At 72.3% G+C, this 22,159-nt stretch carries 22 protein-coding genes and 1 pseudogene; 9 read left to right on the forward strand and 14 right to left on the reverse strand.

Annotated features, from left to right (window positions below; genetic code table 11):
* The coding region (locus tag MTF69_RS41515) for a hypothetical protein (RefSeq protein WP_243342011.1) at nt 1–417 on the forward strand (417 nt) is incomplete at its 5' end.
* Here the strand turns inward: MTF69_RS41515 and MTF69_RS41520 are convergent.
* Nucleotides 398–913 carry an NUDIX domain-containing protein gene (locus tag MTF69_RS41520; protein WP_243342012.1) on the reverse strand — a complete coding sequence of 172 codons (516 nt, stop codon included), beginning with the start codon at nt 911–913 and terminating at the stop codon, nt 398–400. The genes MTF69_RS41515 and MTF69_RS41520 overlap by 20 nt on opposite strands.
* A gap of 1,693 nt (nt 914–2,606) precedes the next feature.
* On the opposite strand from MTF69_RS41520, the gene MTF69_RS41525 reads away from it, so the two are divergent.
* Entirely contained in the window at nt 2,607–3,593 is a 987-nt protein-coding gene (locus MTF69_RS41525) for a LacI family DNA-binding transcriptional regulator (protein ID WP_243342039.1), read from the forward strand.
* A gap of 70 nt (nt 3,594–3,663) precedes the next feature.
* On the opposite strand, the gene MTF69_RS41530 is transcribed toward MTF69_RS41525, so the two are convergent.
* From MTF69_RS41530 to MTF69_RS41550, 5 genes are all read right to left on the reverse strand, one after another.
* On the reverse strand, nt 3,664–4,962 hold the full coding sequence (locus MTF69_RS41530; RefSeq protein WP_243342013.1) for an aldolase/citrate lyase family protein: 1,299 nt from the start codon (nt 4,960–4,962) through the stop codon (nt 3,664–3,666).
* A 183-nt stretch (nt 4,963–5,145) separates the two neighbouring features.
* On the reverse strand, nt 5,146–6,120 hold the full coding sequence (locus tag MTF69_RS41535; RefSeq protein WP_243342014.1) for an electron transfer flavoprotein subunit alpha/FixB family protein: 975 nt from the start codon (nt 6,118–6,120) through the stop codon (nt 5,146–5,148).
* A 59-nt stretch (nt 6,121–6,179) separates the two neighbouring features.
* A complete protein-coding gene (locus MTF69_RS41540; RefSeq protein WP_243342015.1) occupies nt 6,180–6,965 on the reverse strand; it encodes an electron transfer flavoprotein subunit beta/FixA family protein in 786 nt (261 codons plus the stop codon).
* A gap of 200 nt (nt 6,966–7,165) precedes the next feature.
* Complete coding sequence (locus MTF69_RS41545) at nt 7,166–7,720, reverse strand: flavin reductase family protein (protein WP_243342016.1); 555 nt, start codon at nt 7,718–7,720, stop codon at nt 7,166–7,168.
* Nucleotides 7,721–7,906: 186 nt separating this feature from the next.
* Entirely contained in the window at nt 7,907–8,266 is a 360-nt protein-coding gene (locus MTF69_RS41550) for a thioredoxin family protein (protein ID WP_243342017.1), read from the reverse strand.
* 238 nt (nt 8,267–8,504) lie between these two features.
* Here MTF69_RS41550 and MTF69_RS41555 point away from each other — a divergent pair, with 238 nt between their 5' ends.
* Entirely contained in the window at nt 8,505–9,227 is a 723-nt protein-coding gene (locus tag MTF69_RS41555; protein WP_243342018.1) for a 1-acyl-sn-glycerol-3-phosphate acyltransferase, read from the forward strand.
* A 73-nt stretch (nt 9,228–9,300) separates the two neighbouring features.
* On the opposite strand, the pseudogene MTF69_RS41560 reads toward MTF69_RS41555, so the two are convergent.
* Nucleotides 9,301–9,543, reverse strand: a pseudogene (locus MTF69_RS41560) (hypothetical protein); the annotation flags it as partial.
* A gap of 121 nt (nt 9,544–9,664) precedes the next feature.
* On the opposite strand from MTF69_RS41560, the gene MTF69_RS41565 reads away from it, so the two are divergent.
* Nucleotides 9,665–10,984 carry an MFS transporter gene (locus MTF69_RS41565; protein WP_243342019.1) on the forward strand — a complete coding sequence of 440 codons (1,320 nt, stop codon included), beginning with the start codon at nt 9,665–9,667 and terminating at the stop codon, nt 10,982–10,984.
* Here the strand turns inward: MTF69_RS41565 and MTF69_RS41570 are convergent.
* The 6 genes from MTF69_RS41570 to MTF69_RS41595 form a co-directional block, all read right to left on the reverse strand.
* Nucleotides 10,920–11,519 (reverse strand): transglutaminase family protein, encoded by a 600-nt coding sequence (locus MTF69_RS41570; protein ID WP_243342020.1) that lies wholly within the window; start codon nt 11,517–11,519, stop codon nt 10,920–10,922. The genes MTF69_RS41565 and MTF69_RS41570 overlap by 65 nt on opposite strands.
* Before the next feature lie 100 nt (nt 11,520–11,619).
* A complete protein-coding gene (locus MTF69_RS41575; RefSeq protein ID WP_243342021.1) occupies nt 11,620–12,723 on the reverse strand; it encodes a low specificity L-threonine aldolase in 1,104 nt (367 codons plus the stop codon).
* Nucleotides 12,720–13,481 (reverse strand): SDR family oxidoreductase, encoded by a 762-nt coding sequence (locus tag MTF69_RS41580; RefSeq protein WP_243342022.1) that lies wholly within the window; start codon nt 13,479–13,481, stop codon nt 12,720–12,722. The genes MTF69_RS41575 and MTF69_RS41580 overlap by 4 nt, the downstream gene beginning before the upstream one ends.
* 26 nt (nt 13,482–13,507) lie before the next feature.
* Complete coding sequence (locus MTF69_RS41585; protein WP_243342023.1) at nt 13,508–14,923, reverse strand: DUF6421 family protein; 1,416 nt, start codon at nt 14,921–14,923, stop codon at nt 13,508–13,510.
* An 81-nt stretch (nt 14,924–15,004) separates the two neighbouring features.
* On the reverse strand, nt 15,005–16,033 hold the full coding sequence (locus MTF69_RS41590; protein WP_243342024.1) for an alpha/beta hydrolase: 1,029 nt from the start codon (nt 16,031–16,033) through the stop codon (nt 15,005–15,007).
* A 197-nt stretch (nt 16,034–16,230) separates the two neighbouring features.
* The gene (locus MTF69_RS41595; RefSeq protein WP_243342025.1) at nt 16,231–17,358 is read right to left on the reverse strand and encodes an LLM class flavin-dependent oxidoreductase; all 1,128 of its coding nucleotides are present in this window, start codon (nt 17,356–17,358) and stop codon (nt 16,231–16,233) included.
* Nucleotides 17,359–17,408: 50 nt separating this feature from the next.
* Here MTF69_RS41595 and MTF69_RS41600 point away from each other — a divergent pair, with 50 nt between their 5' ends.
* The gene (locus MTF69_RS41600; protein WP_243342026.1) at nt 17,409–18,023 is read left to right on the forward strand and encodes a PadR family transcriptional regulator; all 615 of its coding nucleotides are present in this window, start codon (nt 17,409–17,411) and stop codon (nt 18,021–18,023) included.
* Nucleotides 18,024–18,216: 193 nt separating this feature from the next.
* The gene (locus tag MTF69_RS41605; protein ID WP_243342027.1) at nt 18,217–18,909 is read left to right on the forward strand and encodes a glycerophosphodiester phosphodiesterase family protein; all 693 of its coding nucleotides are present in this window, start codon (nt 18,217–18,219) and stop codon (nt 18,907–18,909) included.
* A 132-nt stretch (nt 18,910–19,041) separates the two neighbouring features.
* Here the strand turns inward: MTF69_RS41605 and MTF69_RS41610 are convergent, their stop codons facing one another.
* Nucleotides 19,042–19,581, reverse strand: a complete 540-nt coding sequence (locus tag MTF69_RS41610) for a GNAT family N-acetyltransferase (protein ID WP_243342028.1) — start codon at nt 19,579–19,581, stop codon at nt 19,042–19,044.
* A 135-nt stretch (nt 19,582–19,716) separates the two neighbouring features.
* Here MTF69_RS41610 and MTF69_RS41615 point away from each other — a divergent pair, with 135 nt between their 5' ends.
* From MTF69_RS41615 to MTF69_RS41625, 3 genes are all read left to right on the forward strand, one after another.
* Nucleotides 19,717–20,307 (forward strand): DUF5134 domain-containing protein, encoded by a 591-nt coding sequence (locus tag MTF69_RS41615; protein ID WP_243342029.1) that lies wholly within the window; start codon nt 19,717–19,719, stop codon nt 20,305–20,307.
* A gap of 90 nt (nt 20,308–20,397) precedes the next feature.
* Complete coding sequence (locus tag MTF69_RS41620) at nt 20,398–21,336, forward strand: M56 family metallopeptidase (protein ID WP_243342030.1); 939 nt, start codon at nt 20,398–20,400, stop codon at nt 21,334–21,336.
* A gap of 73 nt (nt 21,337–21,409) precedes the next feature.
* The gene (locus MTF69_RS41625) at nt 21,410–22,138 is read left to right on the forward strand and encodes a phosphatase PAP2 family protein (protein WP_243342031.1); all 729 of its coding nucleotides are present in this window, start codon (nt 21,410–21,412) and stop codon (nt 22,136–22,138) included.
* Nucleotides 22,139–22,159 lie beyond the last annotated feature (21 nt).

The raw sequence follows: 22,159 nt of genomic DNA on the forward strand, positions 1-22,159 counted from the left end.
ACGGCAACCTGCCCGCTACACTCCCACCGCTCGACGTTTCCCCAGGTCAAGCCACAAAGTACTGCTGGAGTACTAGGCGACTTCCGCGGCGTCGCGGGCCGCAACGGCAGCCTGCGCAGCGACCACCCGTACGTCAGCGCCGTAGCTGTCGTACGCCGTGAGGATCACGCGGCAGAGTGGGCCTCTTCCTGGTTCGACGAGAACCGGGCGCGGTTCGGTGAAGACGCCCAGGCAATGGTGGCCGCACTCGCCGAGGCGAGCCAAGGCGCGCCGGAAGGGGACGATCTCTTCCCGGAGATCTTCGAGACGCTCAGCACTGAGGCCGTCCCGCTGCCTCGCGAGGTGTTCAACGGCCCTCGGGACCGCCGGTGGATCCCCAACACCGACCGGACCGCGCTCATCCCCATGACTGTCTAGGCGCCGCGGTCACAGGGCGCCGTCGTGGGATCGGTCGGGCGGCGGCTGGTTGGCTGGCCACGCCATGGGGGCCGGTGAGGCTTCCCCCGCGAATCGCGTCAAGCAGCGCGTCCCTGACCTGGGGAGGCATCAGGTTCAGCGCCTCGACGGCTTCAACAGTGAGCGGGACCTCCTCGAGCAGGTACTTGCCGCGGTCGTCGCTTGTGAACTCCGGGCCGGTGCGGTCGTCGAAGTTCCAGGCGAGGATCTGGGCGAGGTAGAAGTGCTCGGTCTCGCTCTTGCCGTTCTCCAGCTGGCAGAACGGGTGCAGGTTGACGGCTCCGCCAGCGATCTCCTCGCGGACCTCCCTGAGCAGCCCGGCTGCCAGGTCGGCGTCCTCGGGCTCGACTCCGCCGCCGACGAGGACCTGGTACGGGGGGATGCCGGGGCGGACGCGGTTGATGACGAGCATGGTGCCGACGGCGGTGAGCCGGATGGCGCGGATGCGCTCCTTCATGGCTTCTCCCGTGTGGTCGTGGTGGGTCAGTGGGGCATCCAGCCGCCATCTATGGTCAACGACTGATCGGTGATGAACGATGCGTTGGGCTTGACGAGGAAGGTTATGGCGGCGGCGAGGGACGCATTGGCGGGCGATCTGGTTCCTCGGGCCGGGCGCGGTCGTAGGTGAAGATGTCCGACGCCGCGTACCAGCGCCTTGCGGCGCCGAAGCGGTGTCGCCGTGTACTTCGAGACGGTCTTCTGACGCCCCTGCCTCAGGGCGCCGGCCGGTGAGTGCACTTGATTAGCTCGCCGACCCGGCAGGGGGCGCGGTCAGTGGTGCTGTGCCCGGTGGTGGGCCGAGGAGGTGGCTCGGCGGCTGCGATGCGGGGCTATGCCGTACTCGGCGGGGTCGCTTCCGGCCAGCCGCGAGTACAGGGTGTGGATGCGCTGGTCGAGTGCGAGCGTGAGGTGGCGCCGTTTGCGGCCGCGGACCGCGGCGACGGTCTGCGTGCTCGTTGCCAGGTGCTGGGCCAGAAAACTCGTGGGCCATCCGCGCGCCGAAATGCTCTGCAGACGCGCGGATGGCCTTCTCCGTCCCGACCAGTCCGGGGAGACGGTGGCGGTGTCGGGTGCCCGCTCCGGCCAGGGCGACGCCCAGGATCGCGTGCGCGGTTGTGCGGTGGATGTCCGGTCCGCCCTCGGGCTCGCGCAGGAGCCGCCGTACAAGGGTGACCGAGATCCCGGAGAGCGCCGCGATGTCCCCGGCCGACCGGCCGCCGACCTCCCGCAGCGCCCGGGCGTGCGCGGCGGCTTGTGAGGCGGGGATGCGGGCACGGCGGCCGGCCCGCAGTTCGCTGGTGCGCCGAGCGCGGTCTCGTCTCGCCGCGGCCTTGCACACCTCTCGGGTGCACCCGTAGTCGGCGCAGGACGGGCTGCCGTTGCGTACCCGCGAGCGAACCGGTCGACGGCGACTCCCGCTCTCAACACCAGCCGTGCGCTCGGCAGCGCTTACAAGGAGGGGGTTCATGCCGACAGGACCGTTCTACTCGCGCCCACTTCAACACCCCATTCCAATTCCCTGGTCCGTGGGCACGGCCGTGTCTAGATGGCGAGCGCGATCGGAATCGGTACCCCGAGTGCCACAGCCGCGCGCCGGCATCCCGCCCTCACCGCGACCAGTTCGGCCCGCACATCGACGAGCGCCGAGCGGTCGGCGCCCGCCTCGGCACGGGCGGCCCCCTGGATGCAGCCCGGCGGGCCCAAGTCCCCTCGGCGGCGATAGCTCACGGCGCCCCTGGTTGACCAAACGGTCCCGGATCTGAAGCTCCATCGCAGCCGTCTCCCATCCGTCCCCCATGGGAGACGGATGGGAGAAAGATCTTCCCAATCAGGGCTAGCTAAGGCTAAGTGAGGCTAGGTGAGACTGGGTTTCGGAGCGAATAGAAGCAGGCAGGGCGCCGACCTGGCCTTATGTCGAAGGTGCCGTTGATCCAGACAATCACGTCTACCCCTCTCCCGATGCCCCCAGTGGCTTGCCCGCACCACCCTGCCACGGAAACCCCGGCGCCCCGCCGAGTGCTTATCCTCAAGGTCAGGGGCCTCTGCGCAGCATCGGGCCCGCACCGCCACAGCGCCCGCCCCTCCGGAGGTCCGACACCGTGCCCCACACCCGCCGCCCGCCCGAGCCCCGCTACGGAAACCGGCCGACCATGAAGGACGTGGCGGCCCGGGCCGGCGTGGGCCTCAAAACGGTGTCACGCGTGGTCAACGGCGAGCCGGGGGTCACCCCGGACACCGAGAAGCGGGTCCAGGAGGCCATCGACGCGCTCGGTTTCCGCCGCAACGACAGCGCGCGCGTCCTGCGCAAGGGCCGCACCGCCACCGTCGGCCTGGTCCTGGAGGACCTCTCCGACCCCTTCTACGGACCGCTCAACCGGGCCGTGGAAGAGGTGGCCCGGGCCCACGGCGCCCTGCTCATCAACGGCTCCAGCGACGAGGACCCGGAGCGCGAGCGGGAGTTGGCGCTCGCGCTGTGCGCCCGCCGGGTGGACGGGCTCGTGGTGATCCCGGCCGGGAACGACCACCGCTACCTGGAGCCGGAGATCAGGGCGGGGGTGGCCACGGTGTTCGTGGACCGCCCGGCCGGCCGGATCGAAGCGGACGTCGTCCTGTCCGACAGCTTCGGCGGGGCCCGGGACGGGGTGGCCCACCTGATCGCGGGCGGCCACCGCCGGATCGGCTTCATCGGCGACCACCCGCACATCCACACGGCGACCGAGCGGCTGCGGGGCTACCGCGCGGCCATGGAGGACGCCGGCCTGCCGGTCGACGGCTCCTGGGTCTCCCTCGGCGCGACGGCCCCGGAGCGCGTCTCGGCCGCCGCCCGGTCGATGCTGTCCGGACCGGAGCCGGTCACGGCCCTCTTCGCCGGGAACAACCGCGTGACGGTCACGGTCGTACGCGTCCTCGCGTCCCTGCCCCGCCCGGTGGCCCTGGTCGGCTTCGACGACTTCGAACTCGCCGACCTGCTGAACCCCGGGATCACGGTGATCGCCCAGGACGCCGCGGCCCTGGGCCGTGTGGCCACCGACCGCCTCTTCCAGCGCCTGGCGGGCGCCGACCTCCCCCCGGCCCGCATCGAGCTCCCCACCCGCTTGATCCCCCGCGGCTCGGGCGAGATCCCGCCCGCCTCCTGAGCGGTCCGGGGACGCCGAAAGGCCCGGCCGGGGGCAGACCGGCCGGGCCTCGTACGAGGGGCTACGCGCCTCAGGCGGTGGCCGTCATCGTCGCCGAGCGGCGCGGGATGGCGAAGGCGTCGAGCTCCGCGCGGGTCAGGCCGGTCAGGGCGGTGACCTCGTCGGCGCCGACGGCGCCGCAGTCCAGGCCGCGGACCAGGTAGCCGGCCAGCGCCTTCGCGGTGGCGGGCTCGTCCATGACGTCGCCCTCGATCTTGGCGACGTACGCCTTCAGGCGCGCGGCGGCCGTCTCCAGGCCCTCGCGGTAGAAGACGAAGACCGCCGCGTAGCGGGTCGGCAGGTGCGCCGGGTGCATGTCCCAGCCCTGGTAGTAGGCACGGGCCAGGGCGCGGCGGGTGAGGCCGTAGTGCAGCTTCCAGGCCTCGTGGACGTGCTCGGTGGTGCCGATCGGCAGGACGTTGGTCGAGCCGTCGGAGACGCGTACGCCGGTGCCGGCGGCCGCGACCTGCATGATCGCCTTGGCGTGGTCGGCGGCGGGGTGGTCGCTCGACTGGTACGCGGCGGAGACGCCGACGCAGGCGCTGTAGTCGAAGGTGCCGTAGTGCAGGCCGGTGGCGCGGCCCTTGGAGGCCTCGATCATCCGGGCGACCGCGGCGGTGCCGTCGGAGGCCAGGATGGACTGGCTGGTCTCGATCTGGATCTCGAAGCCGATCCGGCCCGGGCGCAGGCCGCGGGCGGTCTCGAAGGCTTCCAGCAGCTGCACGAAGGCCGTGACCTGCTCGGGGTAGGTGACCTTGGGCAGGGTCAGGACCAGGCCCTCGGGCAGGCCGCCGTGCGCGAGCAGGCCGGAGAGGAAGATGTCGGTGGTCCGGATGCCGCGGTCGCGGACGTTGGACTCCATGCACTTCATCCGGATGCCCATGTACGGGGCGTTCGTGCCGTTGGAGAAGGCTTCGGCGACGAGGCGGGCGGCGCGGGCCGCGGCCTGGTCCTCCTCCTCGTCGGAGCGGACGCCGAAGCCGTCCTCGAAGTCGACGCGGAGGTCCTCGATGGGCTCGGAGGCGAGTTTGGCGCGGACGCGGTCGTAGACCGGTCCCGCCAGCTCGTCGGAGATCCCGAGTACCTTGGCGAAGGTGGCGCCATCCGGGGCGTGCTCGTCCAGGGCCGCGAGGGCCTGGTCGCCCCAGCTGCGGATGGTGTCCGCCGCGAAGACGTCACCGGGCACGTAGACCGTGTGGATGGGCTGACGGGTGCCGGGGTCACCCGGGTAGTGGCGCGCGAGTTCCGCGTCCACCGGCTTGAGGGAAGCGCTGATGCCCTCGCTGACCGCGCCTGCGAGGCTCGTCGCCACCTTCTCCTGCTGACCCATCGTGCACTCTCCTCTTTTCCGCTTCACGGAATCTTAGATCCGCATTACAGAATTTAGTCACGGGGTTCCGCTCAGTCAATGGTCCCTCCGCCGTCCTGGACAAACGACTCGGGGCCGTGCGGTGAGAAACACCACACGGCCCCGGAGACCACTTACCCGCAGGTCAGCGCCTGCGGCAGGGTTTTAGCCCTTGCGCGCCTTGATCTCGTCGGTCAGCTGGGGGACGACCGCGAAGAGGTCGCCGACCACGCCGTAGTCGACGAGGTCGAAGATCGGGGCCTCGGCGTCCTTGTTGATCGCGACGATCGTCTTGGACGTCTGCATGCCGGCCCGGTGCTGGATCGCGCCCGAGATGCCGGAGGCGATGTACAGCTGCGGGGAGACCGACTTGCCGGTCTGGCCGACCTGGTTGGAGTGCGGGTACCAGCCGGCGTCCACGGCGGCGCGCGAGGCGCCGACGGCCGCACCGAGGGAGTCCGCGAGCGCCTCGATGATGTGGAAGTTCTCGGCGCCGTTGACGCCACGGCCGCCGGAGACCACGATCGCGGCCTCGGTCAGCTCGGGGCGGCCGGTCGACTCGCGCGGGGTGCGGGAGGTGACCTTGGTGCCGGTGGCCAGGGCGCCGAAGGTGACGGCGAGCGCCTCGACGGTGCCGGCGGCCGGGGCGGCCTCGACCGGGGCCGAGTTCGGCTTCACGGTGATGACCGGGGTGCCCTTGGAGACGCGGGCCTTGACGCTGAAGGACGCGGCGAACGCGGCCTGCGTCGCGACCGGACCCTCGTCACCCGCCTCCAGGTCGGTGGCGTCGGTGATGATGCCGGAGCCGATGCGGACCGCCAGGCGGGCGGCGATCTCCTTGCCCTCGGCGGAGGACGGGACGAGCACGGCGGCCAGGGAGCCCGCGGCGGACACGGCGTCGTACGCGGCCTGGAGCGCGTCCACCTTCGGTACGACGAGGTAGTCGGAGAACTCCGGGGCGTCGGCGGTGAGGACCTTGACGGCACCGTGCTCGGCGAGCACGGCGGCGGTGGCCTCGGCACCGGCGCCGAGGGCGACGGCGACGGGCTCGCCGATGCGGCGGGCCAGCGTCAGCAGTTCGAGGGTGGGCTTGCGGACGGCGCCGTCGACGTGGTCGACGTAGACGAGGACTTCAGCCATTGGGGATGCTCCTGCGAATGCGAAGTAGTCAGGGGGCGTTTGAGAAGGGGCCGAAGCTCTTAGATGAACTTCTGCTCCGCAAGGAAGGCGGCCAGCGACTTGCCGCCCTCGCCCTCGTCCTTGACGATCGTGCCGGCGGTGCGGGCCGGACGCTGGGTCGCGGAGTCGACCGCGGTCCAGGAGCCTTCGAGACCGACCTCGTCGGACTCGATCTCCAGCTCCTCCAGGTCCCAGGACTCCACCGGCTTCTTCTTGGCGGCCATGATGCCCTTGAAGGACGGGTAGCGGGCCTCGCCCGACTGGTCCGTCACCGAGACGAGCGCCGGGAGGGAGGCCTCCAGCTGCTCGCTAGCGGAGTCGCCGTCGCGACGGCCGGTGACGACACCGTCCTCGACCTTGACCTCGGAGAGCAGGGTGACCTGCGGGACGCCCAGGCGCTCGGCCAGGATCGCCGGGAGGACACCCATGGTGCCGTCGGTCGACGCCATGCCGGTGATGACCAGGTCGTAACCGGCCTTCTCGATCGCCTTGGCGAGCACCAGCGAGGTGGCCATGACGTCACTGCCGTGCAGGTCGTCGTCCTCGACGTGGATGGCCTTGTCGGCACCCATCGACAGCGCCTTGCGCAGCGCGTCCTTCGCGTCCTCGGGGCCCACCGTCAGGACGGTGATCTCCGCGTCGTCGGCCTCGTCGGCGATCTGCAGCGCCTGCTCGACGGCGTACTCGTCGAGCTCCGACAGCAGGCCGTCGACGTCGTCACGGTTGACGGTCAGGTCTTCGGTGAACTGCCGGTCGCCAGTGGCGTCGGGCACGTACTTCACACAGACAACGATCCTCAGGCTCACGCCGGCTCTCCTACCGCATCGACATTTCTGGTACCGCCTTGTTCAGGCAGCATAGGCGCCATCTCGGGCCGTTCCCGCCGGGGCGGCCCGCGCCCCGTTCAGGAATGTTACTCGTCAGTACACAGCGGGTTCCGCCAGGTTGCAAGGTCGGCGAGCTGTGATCTGGCCAACGCCGGCGGACCGGCCCCAGCAGGGACGATTCAGTCCCTCAACGCGTTGAAGCGCCCCTGGTGGTACAGCAGCGGGCGGGCCTCGCCGCCCGGATCTCCCACCGGGTCCCCCGCCGGATCCCCGGCGACCGCCTCCGCGATGATCACCCGGTGCTCGCCGGCCGGAACCCGCGCCACGATCCGGCACACCAGCCAGGCCAGCACGCTGCCCAGGACCGGAACCCCGTGCGGGCCGGGCGCCCAGTCGGTGGCCGGCCCGAAGCGGTCGGCCCCGTTGCGGGCGAACAGGCCCGCCAGCTCACCCTGGTGCTCGCCGAGTATGTGGACCCCGAGGTGCTCGGAGTCCCGTACCCCGGGCCAGCTGGAGGACCCGGTGCCGATGGTGAACGACAGGAGCGGGGGGTCCGCCGAGACGGAGTTGAGGGAGGTCGCGGTGAAACCCACCGGCCGGCCGCCGCTCTCGGCGGTGATCACGGCGACGCCCGCGGCGTGCCGGCGGAACACCGAGCGCAACAGCGCGGGCGAGCCGGGCAGGCCGGCGCCGGCCCGTGGTGACGGAGCCGTCGGAGCCGTCGGAGCCGTCATCAGGAGGTGCCCCGTCCGTAAAGCAGGAGTTCATACCGCATATCGCAAGCCTGGCGATCTCTCGTGTACACAGTCAAGCCCGAACGGTCAGATGTAGGGCGCGTCACGCTGCGTGCGGACGTGTGTACCGGCTCACCGGACGCTCCGGGCGCCCTGCGCCCGCGCCTGCCGCGGACCGCGCCCGCGTCATACGGCGGCCCCCAGGGCGGCGATCACGTCCGCCCTGCGCGGCATTCCGGCGGCCCGGCGCACGATCCGGCCCGCCGCGTCCAGCACCAGTACCGTCGGGGTCTTCTCGATGCCCAGCGCCCGTACGAGGTCCAGGTTCTTCTCCGCGTCGATCTCGATGTGCCGGACGCCCGCGACCATGGCCGCGACCTCGTCCAGGATCCGCCGGGTTGCCCGGCAAGGCTGGCAGAAGGCGCTGGAGAACTGCACGAGCGTGGCCCGCTCCCCCGGCTCGGCGCCCAGTTCGGCCCGGCCCAGCCGGCCTTCGCCCGCACCCTCGTCCCGCTCGCCCGCACGCACCCGCGCCCCCGTCTCCACCGTGTCCGCCGCCGCCCGGCCCGTACGGGCACCCGCCCATCATCCCGGTACGGTCATACGCTGATCGGAGCGCCCCGCGGGCGGGCGGCATTCCCGGCGTGACGAGAATCTCGCCGGGCGCGGGCCTCTGGGCTGGCCTGCGGCTCCCGTATGGGGCACGATCCCCATGGCCGCGTACCTACGCTGCCGTAACTTCCGGCCGGGAGCACCTCCAGGCAGAAAGCGGGGTCTCCCCACCATGGCTGAGCTCGTCTACCCCCCGGTTATCGGTGCCGCGCACACCCTCTTCCGTGCGCTCGACGTCCGCATCGACATGAAGGGCACCGAGAACATTCCGCAGAAGGGCGGGGCCGTTCTCGTGTCGAACCACATCGGCTACCTCGACTTCATCTTCGCCGGGCTGACCGCGCGCCCGCAGAAGCGGCTCGTCCGCTTCATGGCGAAGGAGTCGGTGTTCCGGCACAAGATGTCCGGTCCGCTGATGCGCGCGATGAAGCACATCCCGGTGGACCGCGCCCAGGGCGAGACGGCCTACCAGCACGCGCTCGACTCGCTGCGCTCCGGCGAGATCATCGGCGTGTTCCCGGAAGCGACGATCTCCCAGTCCTTCACGCTCAAGAGCTTCAAGTCCGGTGCGGCGCGCATGGCCCAGGAAGCCGGCGTCCCGCTCATCCCGGTGGCGCTGTGGGGAACGCAGCGCATGTGGACCAAGGGCCGCCCCAAGGACCTCAAGCGCAGCCACATCCCCGTGACGATGCGGGTGGGCGAGCCGCTGGAGGCGCCCACCGACCAGTACGCCGGGGCGATCACCCGCCGGCTCCGCGAGCGGGTGCAGGAGCTGCTGGACGCCGCCCAGAGCGCCTACCCGGCCAAGCCCAAGGGCGCCGAGGACTCCTGGTGGCTGCCCGCCCACCTCGGCGGCACCGCGCCGACCCCGGCGCAGGTCAAGGAAGCCGGCTGAGGACTGCCGAGCCCCTCGCACGTCCGCGGCCCCGGCCCATCGGGCGGGGCCGCGGTCCTGCGTCGGGAGCGGGTCAGTTCGGGTTCTCGGCGTGGGTCAGCGTCTCCCACGCCTCGAAGTGGTTCTCGGTTCCCGCCGGGCGGCGGCCCTCGGTGAGCCTGCGGGTGTTCTCCATCGTGACGCCGAGCCGTGTGTGGAGGGCGTTGTAGCCGACCTCGGTGGCCGGGCCCAGGCCCTTGGTCAGGGTCCCGCCGCACAGCCAGGAGGGCACGGCCTCACCGAGTTCGTACGTGGCGTGGAAGCCCAGCGCGTGGCGGAAACCGGTCCTTTAGACCTCGCGCAGCATCGTGGCGAAGCGCCCAGCGATCCTTTCGCCCTACACCCGTATGGCGTAACCTCGCACCCCTCTGCCACGTCACCCGGCGAAAGGGGCCGGGATGCCGGGGCTCGGACGGTACTTGGCCGCCGCACTGGCGGCGCGCTTCGCCTCCGAGGGAATGAGCATGGCCATCGTGCTGCTCGCCCTCCAGCGCACCGGGAGCGCCGCCCACGGCGCGTTCGTGCTGACCGCCTGGCTGGCCCCGCACGTGCTCGCGGCTCCGCTCGCGGGCGCCGCCGCGGCCAGGTCGCGCCGGCCCCGCCTTTTCCAGGTGGGGGCCCTGGCCGGATTCACCACGGCCGTGGCGGCACTGGCGCTCCTGCTCGGGAGGGCGCCGACCCCGGTGGTCCTCGCGGTGGCGGTGCTCGGCGGCTCCTGCGGGCCGATGGTGACGGGCGGGCTGTCGAGCCTGGTGGCGGGGCTGGTTCCGGACGGTCCCGCGCGCGACCGGGCGTACGGCTGGGACGCGTCGACCTACAACGCCGCCGCGGTCACCGCTCCGGCGGCCGTCAGCCTGGTCGCGGCCTTCGGCTCGGCCGGGCCGGCGATGGCCCTGCTCGCGGCTTCCGGCGCGCTGGCGGCGGTTCTGGCGGCGACCCTGTCCTACGCGGACCCGGACCCGGGACCCGCCCACGGCGCGCCCCGCGCCGGGCTGGGTGCGGGACTGGCCGCCCTGTGGCGGATCCGGGAGCTGCGGGCCGTCACCTCGGCCACGACCCTGGCCTTCGTGGGCATCGGGGCGCTCACCACCACCGCGGTACTCCTGGCCACCACGCTGGGCAGCCCGCGCGGCGGCGGGGTGCTCATGACCGCCTTCGCCCTGGGCGCCCTGACGGGTTCCCTGACGCTGGGCCGCATCACGTCCGTGCCGCCGGGCCGGCTGGCCCGCTGGGCGATGGCGGCGACCGGCCTGGCACTGACGGCGGCGGCCTTCACCCCGTCCCTCCCCCTCACGGCGGTGGCGTTCGCGGCCGCCGGGGTGTGCGACGGCCCGCTGCTGACGGCCACCTTGCGCATCCGCTCGGAGTACGCGCCCGCACGGGCGCGGACCCAGGTGTTCACCCTCGGCGCCGGGCTGAAGGTGACGGCCGCGTCGACGGGCGCCGCGCTCGTGGGACTCGCGGCCGATGCGCCGCCCTGGATCCTGGTGCTCGCGATCGCCGCCCTGCAACTGGCCGCGGCCCTGCTGCACACCGCGGTGGCGGCACGCGGCCCCGCACGGGACACGGCCCCGGACGCGGTCCCGGACGCGGACACCGGCCCGTCGACGACAAAGCCGTCGACGACAGAGCCGTCGACGACAGGCCCGTCGGCTAAAGGCCCGTCGGCAGGTTCCGCCACAACTGCGGCCGGTCCGCGGACTCCTGGAGCACCTTGAGCGTGGCCGGATGCGCAGCCGCGTACAGCCCGGGGTAGTCGATCTCACCGAGCTCCGGGCGGACGGGGAAGGCGAGTTGTTCGCGGTCCAGGGTGAACTGGGCGTCCACCCCCGGCTTGTTGCCCCGGGGGTCCACCCGGGACCATTCCTCGCTGCCGGGCAGGCGCAGCGCGACGAGGCCGTGGATGACGAGGTCGGCTCCGTCGTCGTCGCCCAGGAGCTGGTAGCAGAGGCCGGCCGGGATGCCCCGGGCGCGCAGCAGCGCGGTCAGCGCGTGGGCCTTGGCGTAGCAGATCCCGTTGCGCGTATCGAGGACGTCGGAGGCGCGCCACGAGACGCGGTCGTCGCCGGAGTCGGCGGAGTGCGGGATGGTGTCACGGACGAACTCGAAGGCCGCTTTGGCGTATGAATATGCATCGCCCGTGGCGGTCCACAGGGCGTCGGCCGTCTCTTCGACCAGCGGATGGCCGTGATCGACCACCTCATCGGCGGCCAGATAGGCGTCAAGGTCAGTATGCTCCTGGATCAATTCCATGATCCAGGAGCATACTCATGCATCGCTCTGCATGCCTATAGATTTATGGCGTCGGGTTCCACGCCGCCATCGACGCCGCCTTCGAGGACGGGCAATACAGCTAGCGGGCCAGCTCTTCCTTGAGGGCCTGGAGGAAGCCGTCCACGTCCTCCTCCTGGGTGTCGTAGCTGCACATCCACCGGACGTCGCCCGCGATCTCGTCCCAGAAGTAGAAGCGGTAGCGCTCCTGCAGCCGCCGCGAGACCTCGTGCGGGAGCCGCGCGAACACCGCGTTCGCCTGCACCGGGTAGAGGATCTCCACCCCGTCGGTCTCGCGCACCCCGGCCGCCAGCCGCTGCGCCATCGCGTTGGCATGGCGGGCGTTGCGCAGCCACAGGTCCTTCGCGAGGAGCGCTTCGAGCTGCACCGACACGAAGCGCATCTTGGAGGCGAGCTGCATCGACATCTTGCGCAGGTGCTTCATCTGCCGGACGGAGTCCGGGTTCAGCACGACGACGGCCTCGCCGGCCATCATCCCGTTCTTGGTGCCGCCGTAGGACAGCACGTCCACGCCGACCGCGTTCGTGAAGCTGCGCATCGGCACGTCGAGGGATGCCGCGGCGTTGGCTATCCGGGCGCCGTCGAGGTGGACCTTCATCCCCTTGGCGTGCGCGTGCTCGCAGATGGCGCGGACCTCGTCCACGGTGTAGACCGTGCCGAGCTCGGTGTTCTGGGTGATCGAGACGACCTGCGGCATCGCCCGGTGCTCGTCCTCCCAGCCCCAGGCCTGCCGGTCGATGAGCTCGGGGGTGAGCTTGCCGTCCGGCGTGGGGACGGTGAGCAGCTTGAGGCCCGCCATCCGCTCGGGCGCACCGCCCTCGTCGACGTTGATGTGCGCCGACTCGGCGCAGATCACCGCGCCCCAGCGGTCGGTGAGTGCCTGCAGGGCCGTCACGTTCGCGCCGGTGCCGTTGAAGACCGGGTAGGCCTCGGCGTGCGGGCCGAAGTGGCCGCGGAACACCGACTGCAGGTGTTCGGTGTACTCGTCGTCGCCGTAGGAGACCTGGTGGCCCCCGTTGGCCAGCGCGATGGCCGCCAGGATCTCCGGGTGAATCCCGGCGTAGTTGTCGCTCGCGAAGCCGCGTACCGCCGGGTCGTGGTGCCGGCGGGCATCGGTCTTCGCCGCGGACTTGCGTATCGCGGTCTTCACGGCACCGGTCTTCACGGTTGGGGGGTGAGCCACAGGCGCTGTCCGTTCACATCGGTGGCGGGCCGCTCCCAGACGCCGGCGATGGCCTCGGCCAGCTCCTTGACGTCAGTGAAGCCCGCGAACTTCGCAGTGGGACGCTCGGCGCGCATCGCGTCGTGCACCAATGCCTTGATCACCAGGATCGCAGCCGCGGCGCCCGGACCGTCCTCGCCACCCGCCTTGCGGAAGGAATCCGCCATCGCGAGCGTCCAGGCCTCGGCCGCCGCCTTGCCCGCGTTGTACGCGGCGTTGTTGGCGACCGGCTTGTGCGCACCAGACTGGCTGACCAGGACGTAGCGCCCGCGGTCGCTGCGCAGCAGCCCGTCGTGGAAGGCGAGCGAGGTGTGCTGGACGGTGCGGATGAGGAGCTTCTCCAGGAAGGCCCAGTCCGCGAGGTCGACGTCGGTGAAGGTCTTGCTTCCGCGCCAGCCGCCGACGAGGTGGACCAGGCCGTCGATGCGGCCGAATTCCTTCTCGGTCTGCTCGGCCCAGGCCTTGGTGGCGTCCAGGTCGAGCAGGTCGACGGTGTCACCGGTGATGGTGGCGCCGCCGTGGGCGTAGCGCGCGGCGTCCACCGCTTCGGCGAGGCGGGCCGCGTCGGCGTCGGATGCGACGACCACGGCTCCCGCCTCGGCGAGGCGGAGCAGGGTGGCACGGCCGGCGGGCCCGCCGGCCCCCGCCACTGCCACTACCGCTCCTTGGAGCTTCCCGTTCCCGTTAACGGAGCCGTTCATCTGTGCAGCCTCCTGTGGGCGAGCGCTCACGCGGCGACCCGCGCGGCGGTCTCGCGTTCCGCGGCGTTCCCTGCCGTGATGCCCTTGGTCGAGGCGATCACGCCCTTGAGCTTCTTGGCCAGGGCCTCATAGAACATGCTCAGCGGAAACTCGTCCGGAAGCACGTCGTCGACGAGTTTGCGCGGCGGCTGCGTGAGGTCCAGGGCGTCGGGGCCCTTGGCCCACTTGGAGCCCGGGTGGGGGGCGAGGTACTCGGCGACCAGGTCGTACGCCTTGAACCAGTGGACGAGCTTCGGGCGGTCGATGCCGGCCCGGTAGAGGTCCTCGATCTCGGCGCACAGCTGGTTGGTGACCTGCGGGGCGCGCATCCAGTCGATCTTCAGCTTGTTGTCCGTCCAGCGTACGACGTCGTGCTTGTGGAGGTACGCGAAGAGGAGCTGGCCGCCGAGGCCGTCGTAGTTCCGGTTGCGGTCGCCGGACACCGGGAAGCGGAACATCCGGTCGAACAGGACGGCGTACTGCACGTCGCGGCCGTGCTCGTTGCCCTCGGACTCCAGCTTCACGGCCTCCTTGAAGGCGGTGAGGTCGCAGCGCAGCTCTTCCAGGCCGTACATCCAGAACGGCTGGCGCTGCTTGATCATGAAGGGGTCGAACGGCAGGTCGCCGTGGCTGTGGGTGCGGTCGTGGACCATGTCCCACAGGACGAAGGCCTTCTCGCAGCGCTCCTGGTCCTCGACCATCCGGGCGATGTCCTCGGGCAGCTCGATGCCCAGGATGTCCACGGCGGCCTCGGTGACCTTGCGGTAGCGGGCGGCCTCGCGGTCGCAGAAGATGCCGCCCCAGGTGAAGCGCTCGGGGGCCTCGCGCACCGCGATGGTCTCCGGGAAGAGCACGGCCGAGTGCGTGTCGTAGCCCGGGGTGAAGTCCTCGAAGGTGATGCCGAGGAAGAGCGGGTTGTCGTACCGCGTGCGCTCCAGCTCGGAGAGCCACTCGGGCCACACCATCTTCAGCACGACGGCTTCGAGGTTGCGGTCCGGGTTGCCGTTCTGCGTGTACATCGGGAAGACCACGAGGTGCTGGAGCCCGTCGGCGCGCTCGGCGGCCGGTGCGAAGGCCAGCAGGGAGTCGAGGAAGTCCGGCACGCCGAAGCCGCCGTCGGCCCACTTGCGCAGGTCGCCGATGAGGGCTTCGTGGTACGCGGCCCCGTGCGGCAGCAGCGGCGACAGCGCCTCGATGCCCGCGATCACGCGCTCGACCGCGGCCGGGGCGGCGATGCGGGCGTGGTGCCCCTCGACCTCGAAGTCGATGGACCCGTCGGCCGACTGCCAGGGCCGGATCTCCTCCACGGCGGCCTTGAGCTCGGGCCACGCCGGGTGGTCCACCACCCGTACACCGGCGGTTATCACGGCACCGCCGATACCCGGCACAAGAGTTTCCGTCATGTCACTTCCTCCACAGGAGAACCTCACGTCGGCACAGCGTAAGCGCGTGAGGCTCTTCCACTCAAGAGGAGATCCGGGAAATTATCCTGCGGCACCCCCGGTTTCACCGGAAGTCTTCCCGTTCTCATGCGTGGAATCGATGACTCCGCCCAGTCGCGCCAAGGCCTGACGGGCTTCGGGGAGCACTTCGGCCAGCGCGAGGAACCCGTGGAACATCCCGGGGTGGAAGTCGAGGGCCGAACGGACCCCGGCGCCGAGCAGCCGGCGGTGGTACGCCTCCCCCTCGTCCCGCAGCGGATCGCAGCCGGCGACCACCACGTACGCGGGTGGCAGCCCCCTCGGGTCCGCGGCGAGCGGGGAGGCCAGCGGATCGCCGCCGTCGCCGTCGGGGCCCAGGTACTGCTCCCAGAACCAGCGCAGGTGCGCCGCGGTCAGGAAGTAGCCCTCGGCGTTGCTCCGGTAGGACCCGGTGTCCCGGGCGGCGTCCAGGCAGGGGTAGATCAGCACCTGGAGCGCGACGGCCGGCCCCTCGTACGCACGGTCGTCCCGGGCCAGCAGCAGCGAGGCGGCGGCGAGGTTCCCGCCCGCGCTGTCGCCCGCCACGACCAGGGCGGCCGGATCCCCGCCGAGCTCGTCGAGGTGCGCACCGGCCCAGCACAGGGCGGCGTACGCGTCGTGGACGGCGGCGGGGAAGCGGGCCTCGGGCGCCCGGCGGTAGTCCACGGAGACCAGGACGGCGCCGGAGGCCCGGCAGAGCGCCCGCGCGGTGGCGTCGTAGCTGTCGAGGTCACCCAGGACCCAGCCGCCGCCGTGGCAGAACACCACGGTCGGCCGGGGCCCCGGCCACCGCTCCGGGTCGGGGTAGTAGGCGCGTACGGGGACGGGCGGCGCCCCGGCCGGCCCGGGGACCTCCCGGTCCTCCACGGCGCCCACGACGGCCGCCCGGGCCGTCCGGGGCACGGCGGCGAGGATCCGGCGGGCCTCGTCGGCGTCGGTGACGCGGCCGCCGAGGTCGGGGAAGAGGGAGGCCAGCGCGTCGGCGTAGGGACGGGCGGCGGGGTCGAGCCGGTCGCCCTGGGCTCCCCCACCGGCGTCTCCCCCGTCGACCATGCCTCCCCCGCCGACCCGGTCGGCCCCATCGGCCCTATGGTCGGCCCCGCCGACCCGGTCAGCCCCCTCGGCCCTGTGGTCGGCCCCGCCGACCCGGTCAGCCCCATCGACGCGGTCAGCCCCATCGGCCCGAGTAGCCCCAGCACCCCCGTCGGCCGCAGCAGCCGCAGAAGTCACATCCGTCACGGCGCCGGCCCCTACGCCCGCTGGTTCGTGAAGTACGGGATGACCTTCTCGCCCCACTGCCGCAAGGTCTCCAGACAGGCCTCCTGCGGCACGGTGCCCATCTGGATCAGGCACATGATCTCGTCGGCCCCCGCCTCCCGCAGCCGCTCCACGTACGCGATCGCCTCGTCCGCGCTCCCGTAGGCGTGGTCCGCGTTGAAGGTGGCCGTGGCGGTGGGCCGCACGGGGATGTCCTGCTCGTGCAGCCGGGCCACCACCTGCTCGGCCGCCCTGCGCATCTCCGCCCCCTCGTCGGCGCCCGCGACCACCGCCTCGTCCGGCACCCCCGCCCCGCCGTACCAGTGACCGATGGACTGCGCGAAGAACCGCTGCCCCCGGATCCCGATCCGCCGCGCCTCCTCGGGGTCGTCGAGCACGATCGTCGGGCAGAGCACCGAGAAGTGGTCGTTGACGGCCGTGGAGACGAAGCGGCCGCCGTCCCGGCCGGCGATCGCGGCGTCGTAGACGGAGCGCATCCCCGCGATGGACTCCGGCCCGGCGAATCCCATCACCAGCGCCCCAACACCCAGTTCCGCGGCCTGCACCAGGGTCTCGGCCCGGCTGCACGCGAGGAACAGCGGCGGGTGCGGCCGCTGGCTCGGCCGCGGCAGGATCGGGTGCGGATCGATGTCGATGAGCTCCCCGTGGTACTCCAGCTCGTCCTCCTGCCAGGCCTTCCCGATGATCCGCAGCGCCTCCTCGACCTCCGCCGTGGTGCGGTCCTTGTCCACCCCGCAGAGCGAGGTCTCCTGCACGGTGCCGCCCCGCCCGGCCCCGAGGTCGACCCGCCCGCCGGACAGCAGGTCGAGCATCGCGGCCCGCTCGGCGACCCGGACGGGATGGTTGAAGGCGAAGGGCATGCACACGACTCCGTGCCCGATGCGTATGGTGTTCGTCCGGGCCGCGACGAAGCTCAGAAAGATTTCCGGGGCGGACATGTGGGCGTACCACTTCAGGGAGTGGTGCTCGACGGCCCAGATCCGGTCGAATCCCATCTGTTCGGCGAGCACCGCCTGCTCCACGCAGTCACGGATGACCTGGTGCTCGCGCTCCACGGTCGGGTCGGCCAGCTGTGCCTCGAAGATGACGGAGAACTTCACTTATGCCTCCAGGGTTGCGTCCCGTACCCGGTCTCACTTCTATTCGGAATATGACTAGTAGTCAGACGTCGAAGAAGCAAGAGCTCCCACCGACCGCGTGGGCGGTTCTCGGTCTGCTGTCCTTCCCCGGGGAGCGGACCGGCTACGAGCTGAAGAAGTGGGCGGACTCCTCGCTGCGCTTCTTCTACTGGTCCCCGGCCATCAGCCAGATCTACGCCGAACTGCGCCGCCTGGAGGAACTGGGCTACGCGGCCTCCGTGCGCTCGGGGCCCGAGGAGGCGCGGGCCAAGCGCCGCTACGGCATCACCCCCGCCGGGCGGGGCGCGCTGGCCGGCTGGGCCTCGGACGTCGCCGAGGCGGGTCCCCCAGTGCTCAAGCACGGGCTGCTGCTGCGGGTCTGGCTCGGCCACCTGGCCGAACCGGAGCGGCTGCGCGGGATGGTGACGGAGCATCTGGAGCGCACCACCGAGGAGTTGGCCTCCGTACGGGAGGCCATGGCGCACGCGGCCGCCGAGCCCGACTGGGCCTTCCCGGTGCTCGCCCTGCGCTGGAGCGAGCGCCAGCACCTGGCCGAACTGGAGCTGACGCGGGAGCTGCTGGCGGACCTGGAGGGCCTCGGCGGGCAGGAACGTCAAGCCGGCGGGGACGCGCCCACCCCCGGGTGACCGCGCGGGCCGCGCGGGGGGCTCCCCAGCCCCCGGCGGGCCCGTCGGGAAGCGGCCGGACGGCGTTGCGAAGGCCCCGCACAGGCGGTTCCATCGCATGCGGGGCGCACTAGCATGCGTCCTCACATCGCGCGCGGCCGGTCGGGACACCGCGACCGCGCGGGGAGCCGCCGTCGACGGAAGGATGAGAACCTTGACTTTCCTCACCATCGGGCACCGCGGGGTCATGGGTGTCGAACCGGAGAACACCTTGCGGTCGTTCGTCCGCGCGGAACGTTCCGGTATGGACGTCGTCGCGCTGGACGTGCGGCTCAGCAAGGACGGCGCCCTCGTCGTCCTGCACGACGCCGAGGTCGACCGGACCACCGACGGTTCGGGAGCCGTGGCCGATCTGACGCTGGCCGAACTGCGCGAGCTGGACGCCGGGGACGGCGAACACGTGCCGGTCCTGGACGAGGTCCTCGACGCGGTCCGCGCCCCGCTGCGGATCCAGGTCCACGACCTCGCCGCCGTCGGGTCGTTCGCGGAGCTGCTGCTGCGCCGCGATCTGACCGGCCGGGTGGAAGTGGCCTCCCTCCGCGACGAGGTGCTCGTGGAGGCGGCCCGGCTGGTGCCGGGCGTACGGACCGTGCTCTACGCGGACCAGACCCCCGCCGAGGCCGGGGAGGTCGTCGCCCGGGCGGCCCTGGCGGGCGCGGAAACGGTGGCCCTCAACATCGGCCACCTCACCCTGCACACCGTGGAGTCGGCGCACGAGGCCGGACTGCGCGTGACGGGGTGGACGGTCAACACGCTGGAGCGGCTGCGCCTCGCGCGGGCCCTCGAACTCGACGGCGTGCTCACCGACTTCCCCGAGATCCGCTCCACGGGCCGCTTCACCGCCTGAGGACCGCGCGCGGCGGACGGCGGGGCGGCGGACGGCGGGGCGGTAGACGGCGGGGCGGTAGACGGCAAGGCGGCGGACGGCAAGGCGGCGGACGGGCCCGCGGGCACCTCCCCGCCCCGTCCGCCCCCATGCCTACAGCGGCTTGACCAGCAGCTCGAAGGCCAGGTCGTCGCGGAGCGGGACGCCGAACCGCTCGTCGCCGTAGGGGAAGGGGCTCGTCTCGCCGGTGCGCTCGTAACCACGGCGCACGTAGAAGGCGATGAGCTCCTCCCGTACGTTGATCACGGTCATCCGCATCTCCTTGGCCGCCCACTGCTCGCGGGCGCGGCGCTCGGCCTCCGCCATGACCTCCTTGCCCAGTCCGCCGCCCTGCTGTCCGGGGCGGACGGCGAACATGCCGAAGTAGACGTGGTCACCCCGGTGTTCGAGGTGGCAGCAGGAGACGATCTCGCCGGCGCGCTCCACGACGAGGAGCATGCCCTCGGGGTGCCCGACGATCCGGGCCACGTCCTCGGCGTCGGTCCGCTGACCGTCCAGGAAGTCCGCCTCGGTGGTCCATCCCCCGCGGCTCGAGTCTCCCCGGTACGCCGATTCCACGAGCGCCACGAGCGCCGGGATGTCCGCCTCCACGGCGCTGCGGTAGGTCAGGACGTGGGGGGCGGCGCTCGGCATCGAGGGCTCCGTTCTGCGCGAGGTCGTGCGACGTGCTGCGTGCGGTGGTCACGCAGAGCCTAACCCCGCCCGGCGTGATGGCCGTGTGAAGGGGGCATCTCTTCCGGTGAAGCCGACGAACCGGGAGGTTCCGCCGTGCACGGTCCCGCCACGTCCCTCTCCACCTCCGTCTCCGCCTGGCTCCTGGTCCTGCTCTGCGCGGCGAGCGGTGCGTACTGTCTGCGGCGCGCGGGCAGAGCCGGCGGCGGAGCGGCGGCCGGGGAGGCGGCGATGGGGTTCGGCATGGCCCTGATGGCGGTGCCGCTCCGGCTGGGCGGCGGCTGGCAGGCGCCCGTGCTGGGCGTGGTCTTCTGCGGGGCGGCGCTGCACGCACTGTGGCTGCTGCGCGGCGGACCGCACCACGCGCACCATCTGGTGGGGTCGCTGACCATGGTCTACATGGCGCTGGCCGCGGGGACCGGCACGGGTGCGGGGTCCTCCGCCCACGCCCACGGACAGGGCGCCGGGCTGCCGCTGCTCACGGGCCTGCTGCTCGTCTACTACGCCGGGTACGTGGTGCTGGGCGGCGCCCGGCTGGTCACGGTCGGGGGCGCGGGCGGCGCGCGCAGCACGGGCGGCGCGCCCGGCGCGGGCGGCTCCGGAGCTCCCGCCGGACCGGCGGAAGTGATCCGCGCCTGCCGACTGGCCATGGGAATGGGGATGTTGGCGATGCTGCTCACGATGTGAGGCCCGCGGGCGGGCCGGGCAAACGTGTCATCCGTCACCCTTGGCCCGGACCATACCCGCAGGTAGTCGCACGCTCCTAGGCTGAGGCCCATGATGGTCCCCGCCGTTCTCCTGCTGCTCGGCGCCCTGACCGCGGTGCTCGCGCCCCGCCTGCTGGCCCGGGCCCGATGGCCCGAGCGTGAACCCGTCGTGGCCCTGTGGACCTGGCAGTGCGTGGTGGGCGCCGTCCTGCTGTGCCTCGCGCTGTCGATGCTGCTGAGCGCGGCCGCCGCCTGGCAGGCCGTACGGGGCGGGCTGTTCGCCGCGGCTCCGCACGGCGTGGTCGACGCCTACGCGCTGGACGCCGCGGGCGGGCTCTGGGCCGCGGGCACCGCCGTCGCGCTGGCGGGCGGCGGGCTGTGGACCGGCGCGATGCTGGCCCGGGAAATCCTGCGGGCCCGCGCCCGGCGCCGCGCGCAGGGCGCCGAACTGTCGCTGCTGGCCCCCCTGTTGCCCGGGGAGCAGGCCTCCGGGGCGCGGCTCGTGGTCCTGGAGGGGCAGCGGCCCGACAGCTGGTGGCTGCCGGGTCCGGCCCCGCGGCTGGTGGTCACGACGGCGGCGCTGGGCCGGCTCAAGGGGAGTCAGCTGGACGCCGTACTGGCCCACGAGCAGGGGCACGCGGCGGCCCGGCACGACTGGCTGCTGCACTGCTCGCGGGCGCTGTCCGGGGGGTTCCCGCGGGTACCGGTCTTCGCCGCGTTCGAGGCGCAGATGCACCGGCTGGTGGAGCTGGCGGCCGACGACGTGGCCTCGCGGCGGTACGGGCGCCTGACCACCGCCCTGGCCCTGATCGGCCTGAACGAGGACCGCGGGGTCTTCGGTCCGTCCCCCGCGCCGGACGCGCACGTTCCCGAGCGGGTCCGGCGGCTGCTGGCGGCCGCGCCCCGCCTGTCGGCCGTGCGCCGGATGCGGCTGACGGCCCTGGCGGCGCTGGCTCCGGCGATTCCGCTGCTGGTGGCGTTCGGACCGGGGCTGGGCGCGCTCGCCTGAGGGCCGCCCGCCGGGGGTGGCGGGGCCGTCGCCCTTGCGGAGCGTCGGCGCCGGCGGGTGCGAGGATCGGCGGATGCGGAGCGATCACGTACGGCTGTGGACCCCACTGGTGTGCGCGCTGTCCGCCGCGGCGGCCGTGCTGACGGTCCTGGTGGCCGTCGGCTGGGGCCCCCTCCTGTCCTTCGACGGCCGGATCGCCCGGGGGCTGCACTCCCACGCCGTCTCCCATCCCGCGGTCACCCGGCTGATGCGGGTGCTCACCGACTGGGTCTGGGATCCGTGGAGCATGCGGGCCCTGGCCGGCGCGGCCTGCGTGTGGCTGTGGTGGCGGGGCGAGGGCCGGTGCGCGCTGCGGATCGCCCTCGCCACCCTCGCGGCCACGGCGGTCAGTCAAGGGCTGAAGGTCCTGGTGGGGCGGGAGCGGCCGGTATGGCCGGATCCGGTCGACTCGGCGGACTACGCCGCCTATCCGTCGGGACACGCACTGACGGCGACGGTGGTCTGCGGTCTGCTGGTGTGGCTGGTCGCGCGCCGGTCCCCAGGGCCGTTCCCGCGCCCGTCCGCGCGCCCGTCCGCGCGCCCGTTCACGCGGTCCGTCCCGGCCCTGGCGCTGCTCCTGGCCGCGGTCTCGGTCCTCGGAGTCGGCTTCACCCGGGTCTACCTCGGCGTCCACTGGTTCTCGGACGTCCTGGGGGGCTGGCTGCTGGGCTCGGTGCTCGTGGCCCTGACGGTCACGGTCTCGGACGGTGCCTGCTCTGGGCGATCCCCCGTGTCGCCCAGAGCAGGCGGTCCGGTGCGCTGAGTATACTGGCTCAGAGCCAGT

Source organism: Streptomyces sp. AP-93 (assembly GCF_022808175.1).
Taxonomy (GTDB): domain Bacteria; phylum Actinomycetota; class Actinomycetes; order Streptomycetales; family Streptomycetaceae; genus Streptomyces.

Bases quoted from the DNA above. Each gene is read 5' to 3' on its own strand.
- MTF69_RS41520 (WP_243342012.1), bottom strand. From the start codon at position 913: ATGAAGGAGCGCATCCGCGCCATCCGGCTCACCGCCGTCGGCACCATG.
- MTF69_RS41525 (WP_243342039.1), top strand. From the start codon at position 2,607: ATGAAGGACGTGGCGGCCCGGGCCGGCGTGGGCCTCAAAACGGTGTCA.
- MTF69_RS41530 (WP_243342013.1), bottom strand. From the start codon at position 4,962: ATGGGTCAGCAGGAGAAGGTGGCGACGAGCCTCGCAGGCGCGGTCAGC.
- MTF69_RS41535 (WP_243342014.1), bottom strand. From the start codon at position 6,120: ATGGCTGAAGTCCTCGTCTACGTCGACCACGTCGACGGCGCCGTCCGC.
- MTF69_RS41545 (WP_243342016.1), bottom strand. From the start codon at position 7,720: ATGACGGCTCCGACGGCTCCGACGGCTCCGTCACCACGGGCCGGCGCC.
- MTF69_RS41555 (WP_243342018.1), top strand. From the start codon at position 8,505: ATGGCTGAGCTCGTCTACCCCCCGGTTATCGGTGCCGCGCACACCCTC.
- MTF69_RS41565 (WP_243342019.1), top strand. From the start codon at position 9,665: ATGCCGGGGCTCGGACGGTACTTGGCCGCCGCACTGGCGGCGCGCTTC.
- MTF69_RS41570 (WP_243342020.1), bottom strand. From the start codon at position 11,519: ATGGAATTGATCCAGGAGCATACTGACCTTGACGCCTATCTGGCCGCC.
- MTF69_RS41580 (WP_243342022.1), bottom strand. From the start codon at position 13,481: ATGAACGGCTCCGTTAACGGGAACGGGAAGCTCCAAGGAGCGGTAGTG.
- MTF69_RS41585 (WP_243342023.1), bottom strand. From the start codon at position 14,923: ATGACGGAAACTCTTGTGCCGGGTATCGGCGGTGCCGTGATAACCGCC.
- MTF69_RS41590 (WP_243342024.1), bottom strand. From the start codon at position 16,033: ATGGTCGACGGGGGAGACGCCGGTGGGGGAGCCCAGGGCGACCGGCTC.
- MTF69_RS41600 (WP_243342026.1), top strand. From the start codon at position 17,409: ATGACTAGTAGTCAGACGTCGAAGAAGCAAGAGCTCCCACCGACCGCG.
- MTF69_RS41610 (WP_243342028.1), bottom strand. From the start codon at position 19,581: ATGCCGAGCGCCGCCCCCCACGTCCTGACCTACCGCAGCGCCGTGGAG.
- MTF69_RS41620 (WP_243342030.1), top strand. From the start codon at position 20,398: ATGATGGTCCCCGCCGTTCTCCTGCTGCTCGGCGCCCTGACCGCGGTG.
- MTF69_RS41625 (WP_243342031.1), top strand. From the start codon at position 21,410: ATGCGGAGCGATCACGTACGGCTGTGGACCCCACTGGTGTGCGCGCTG.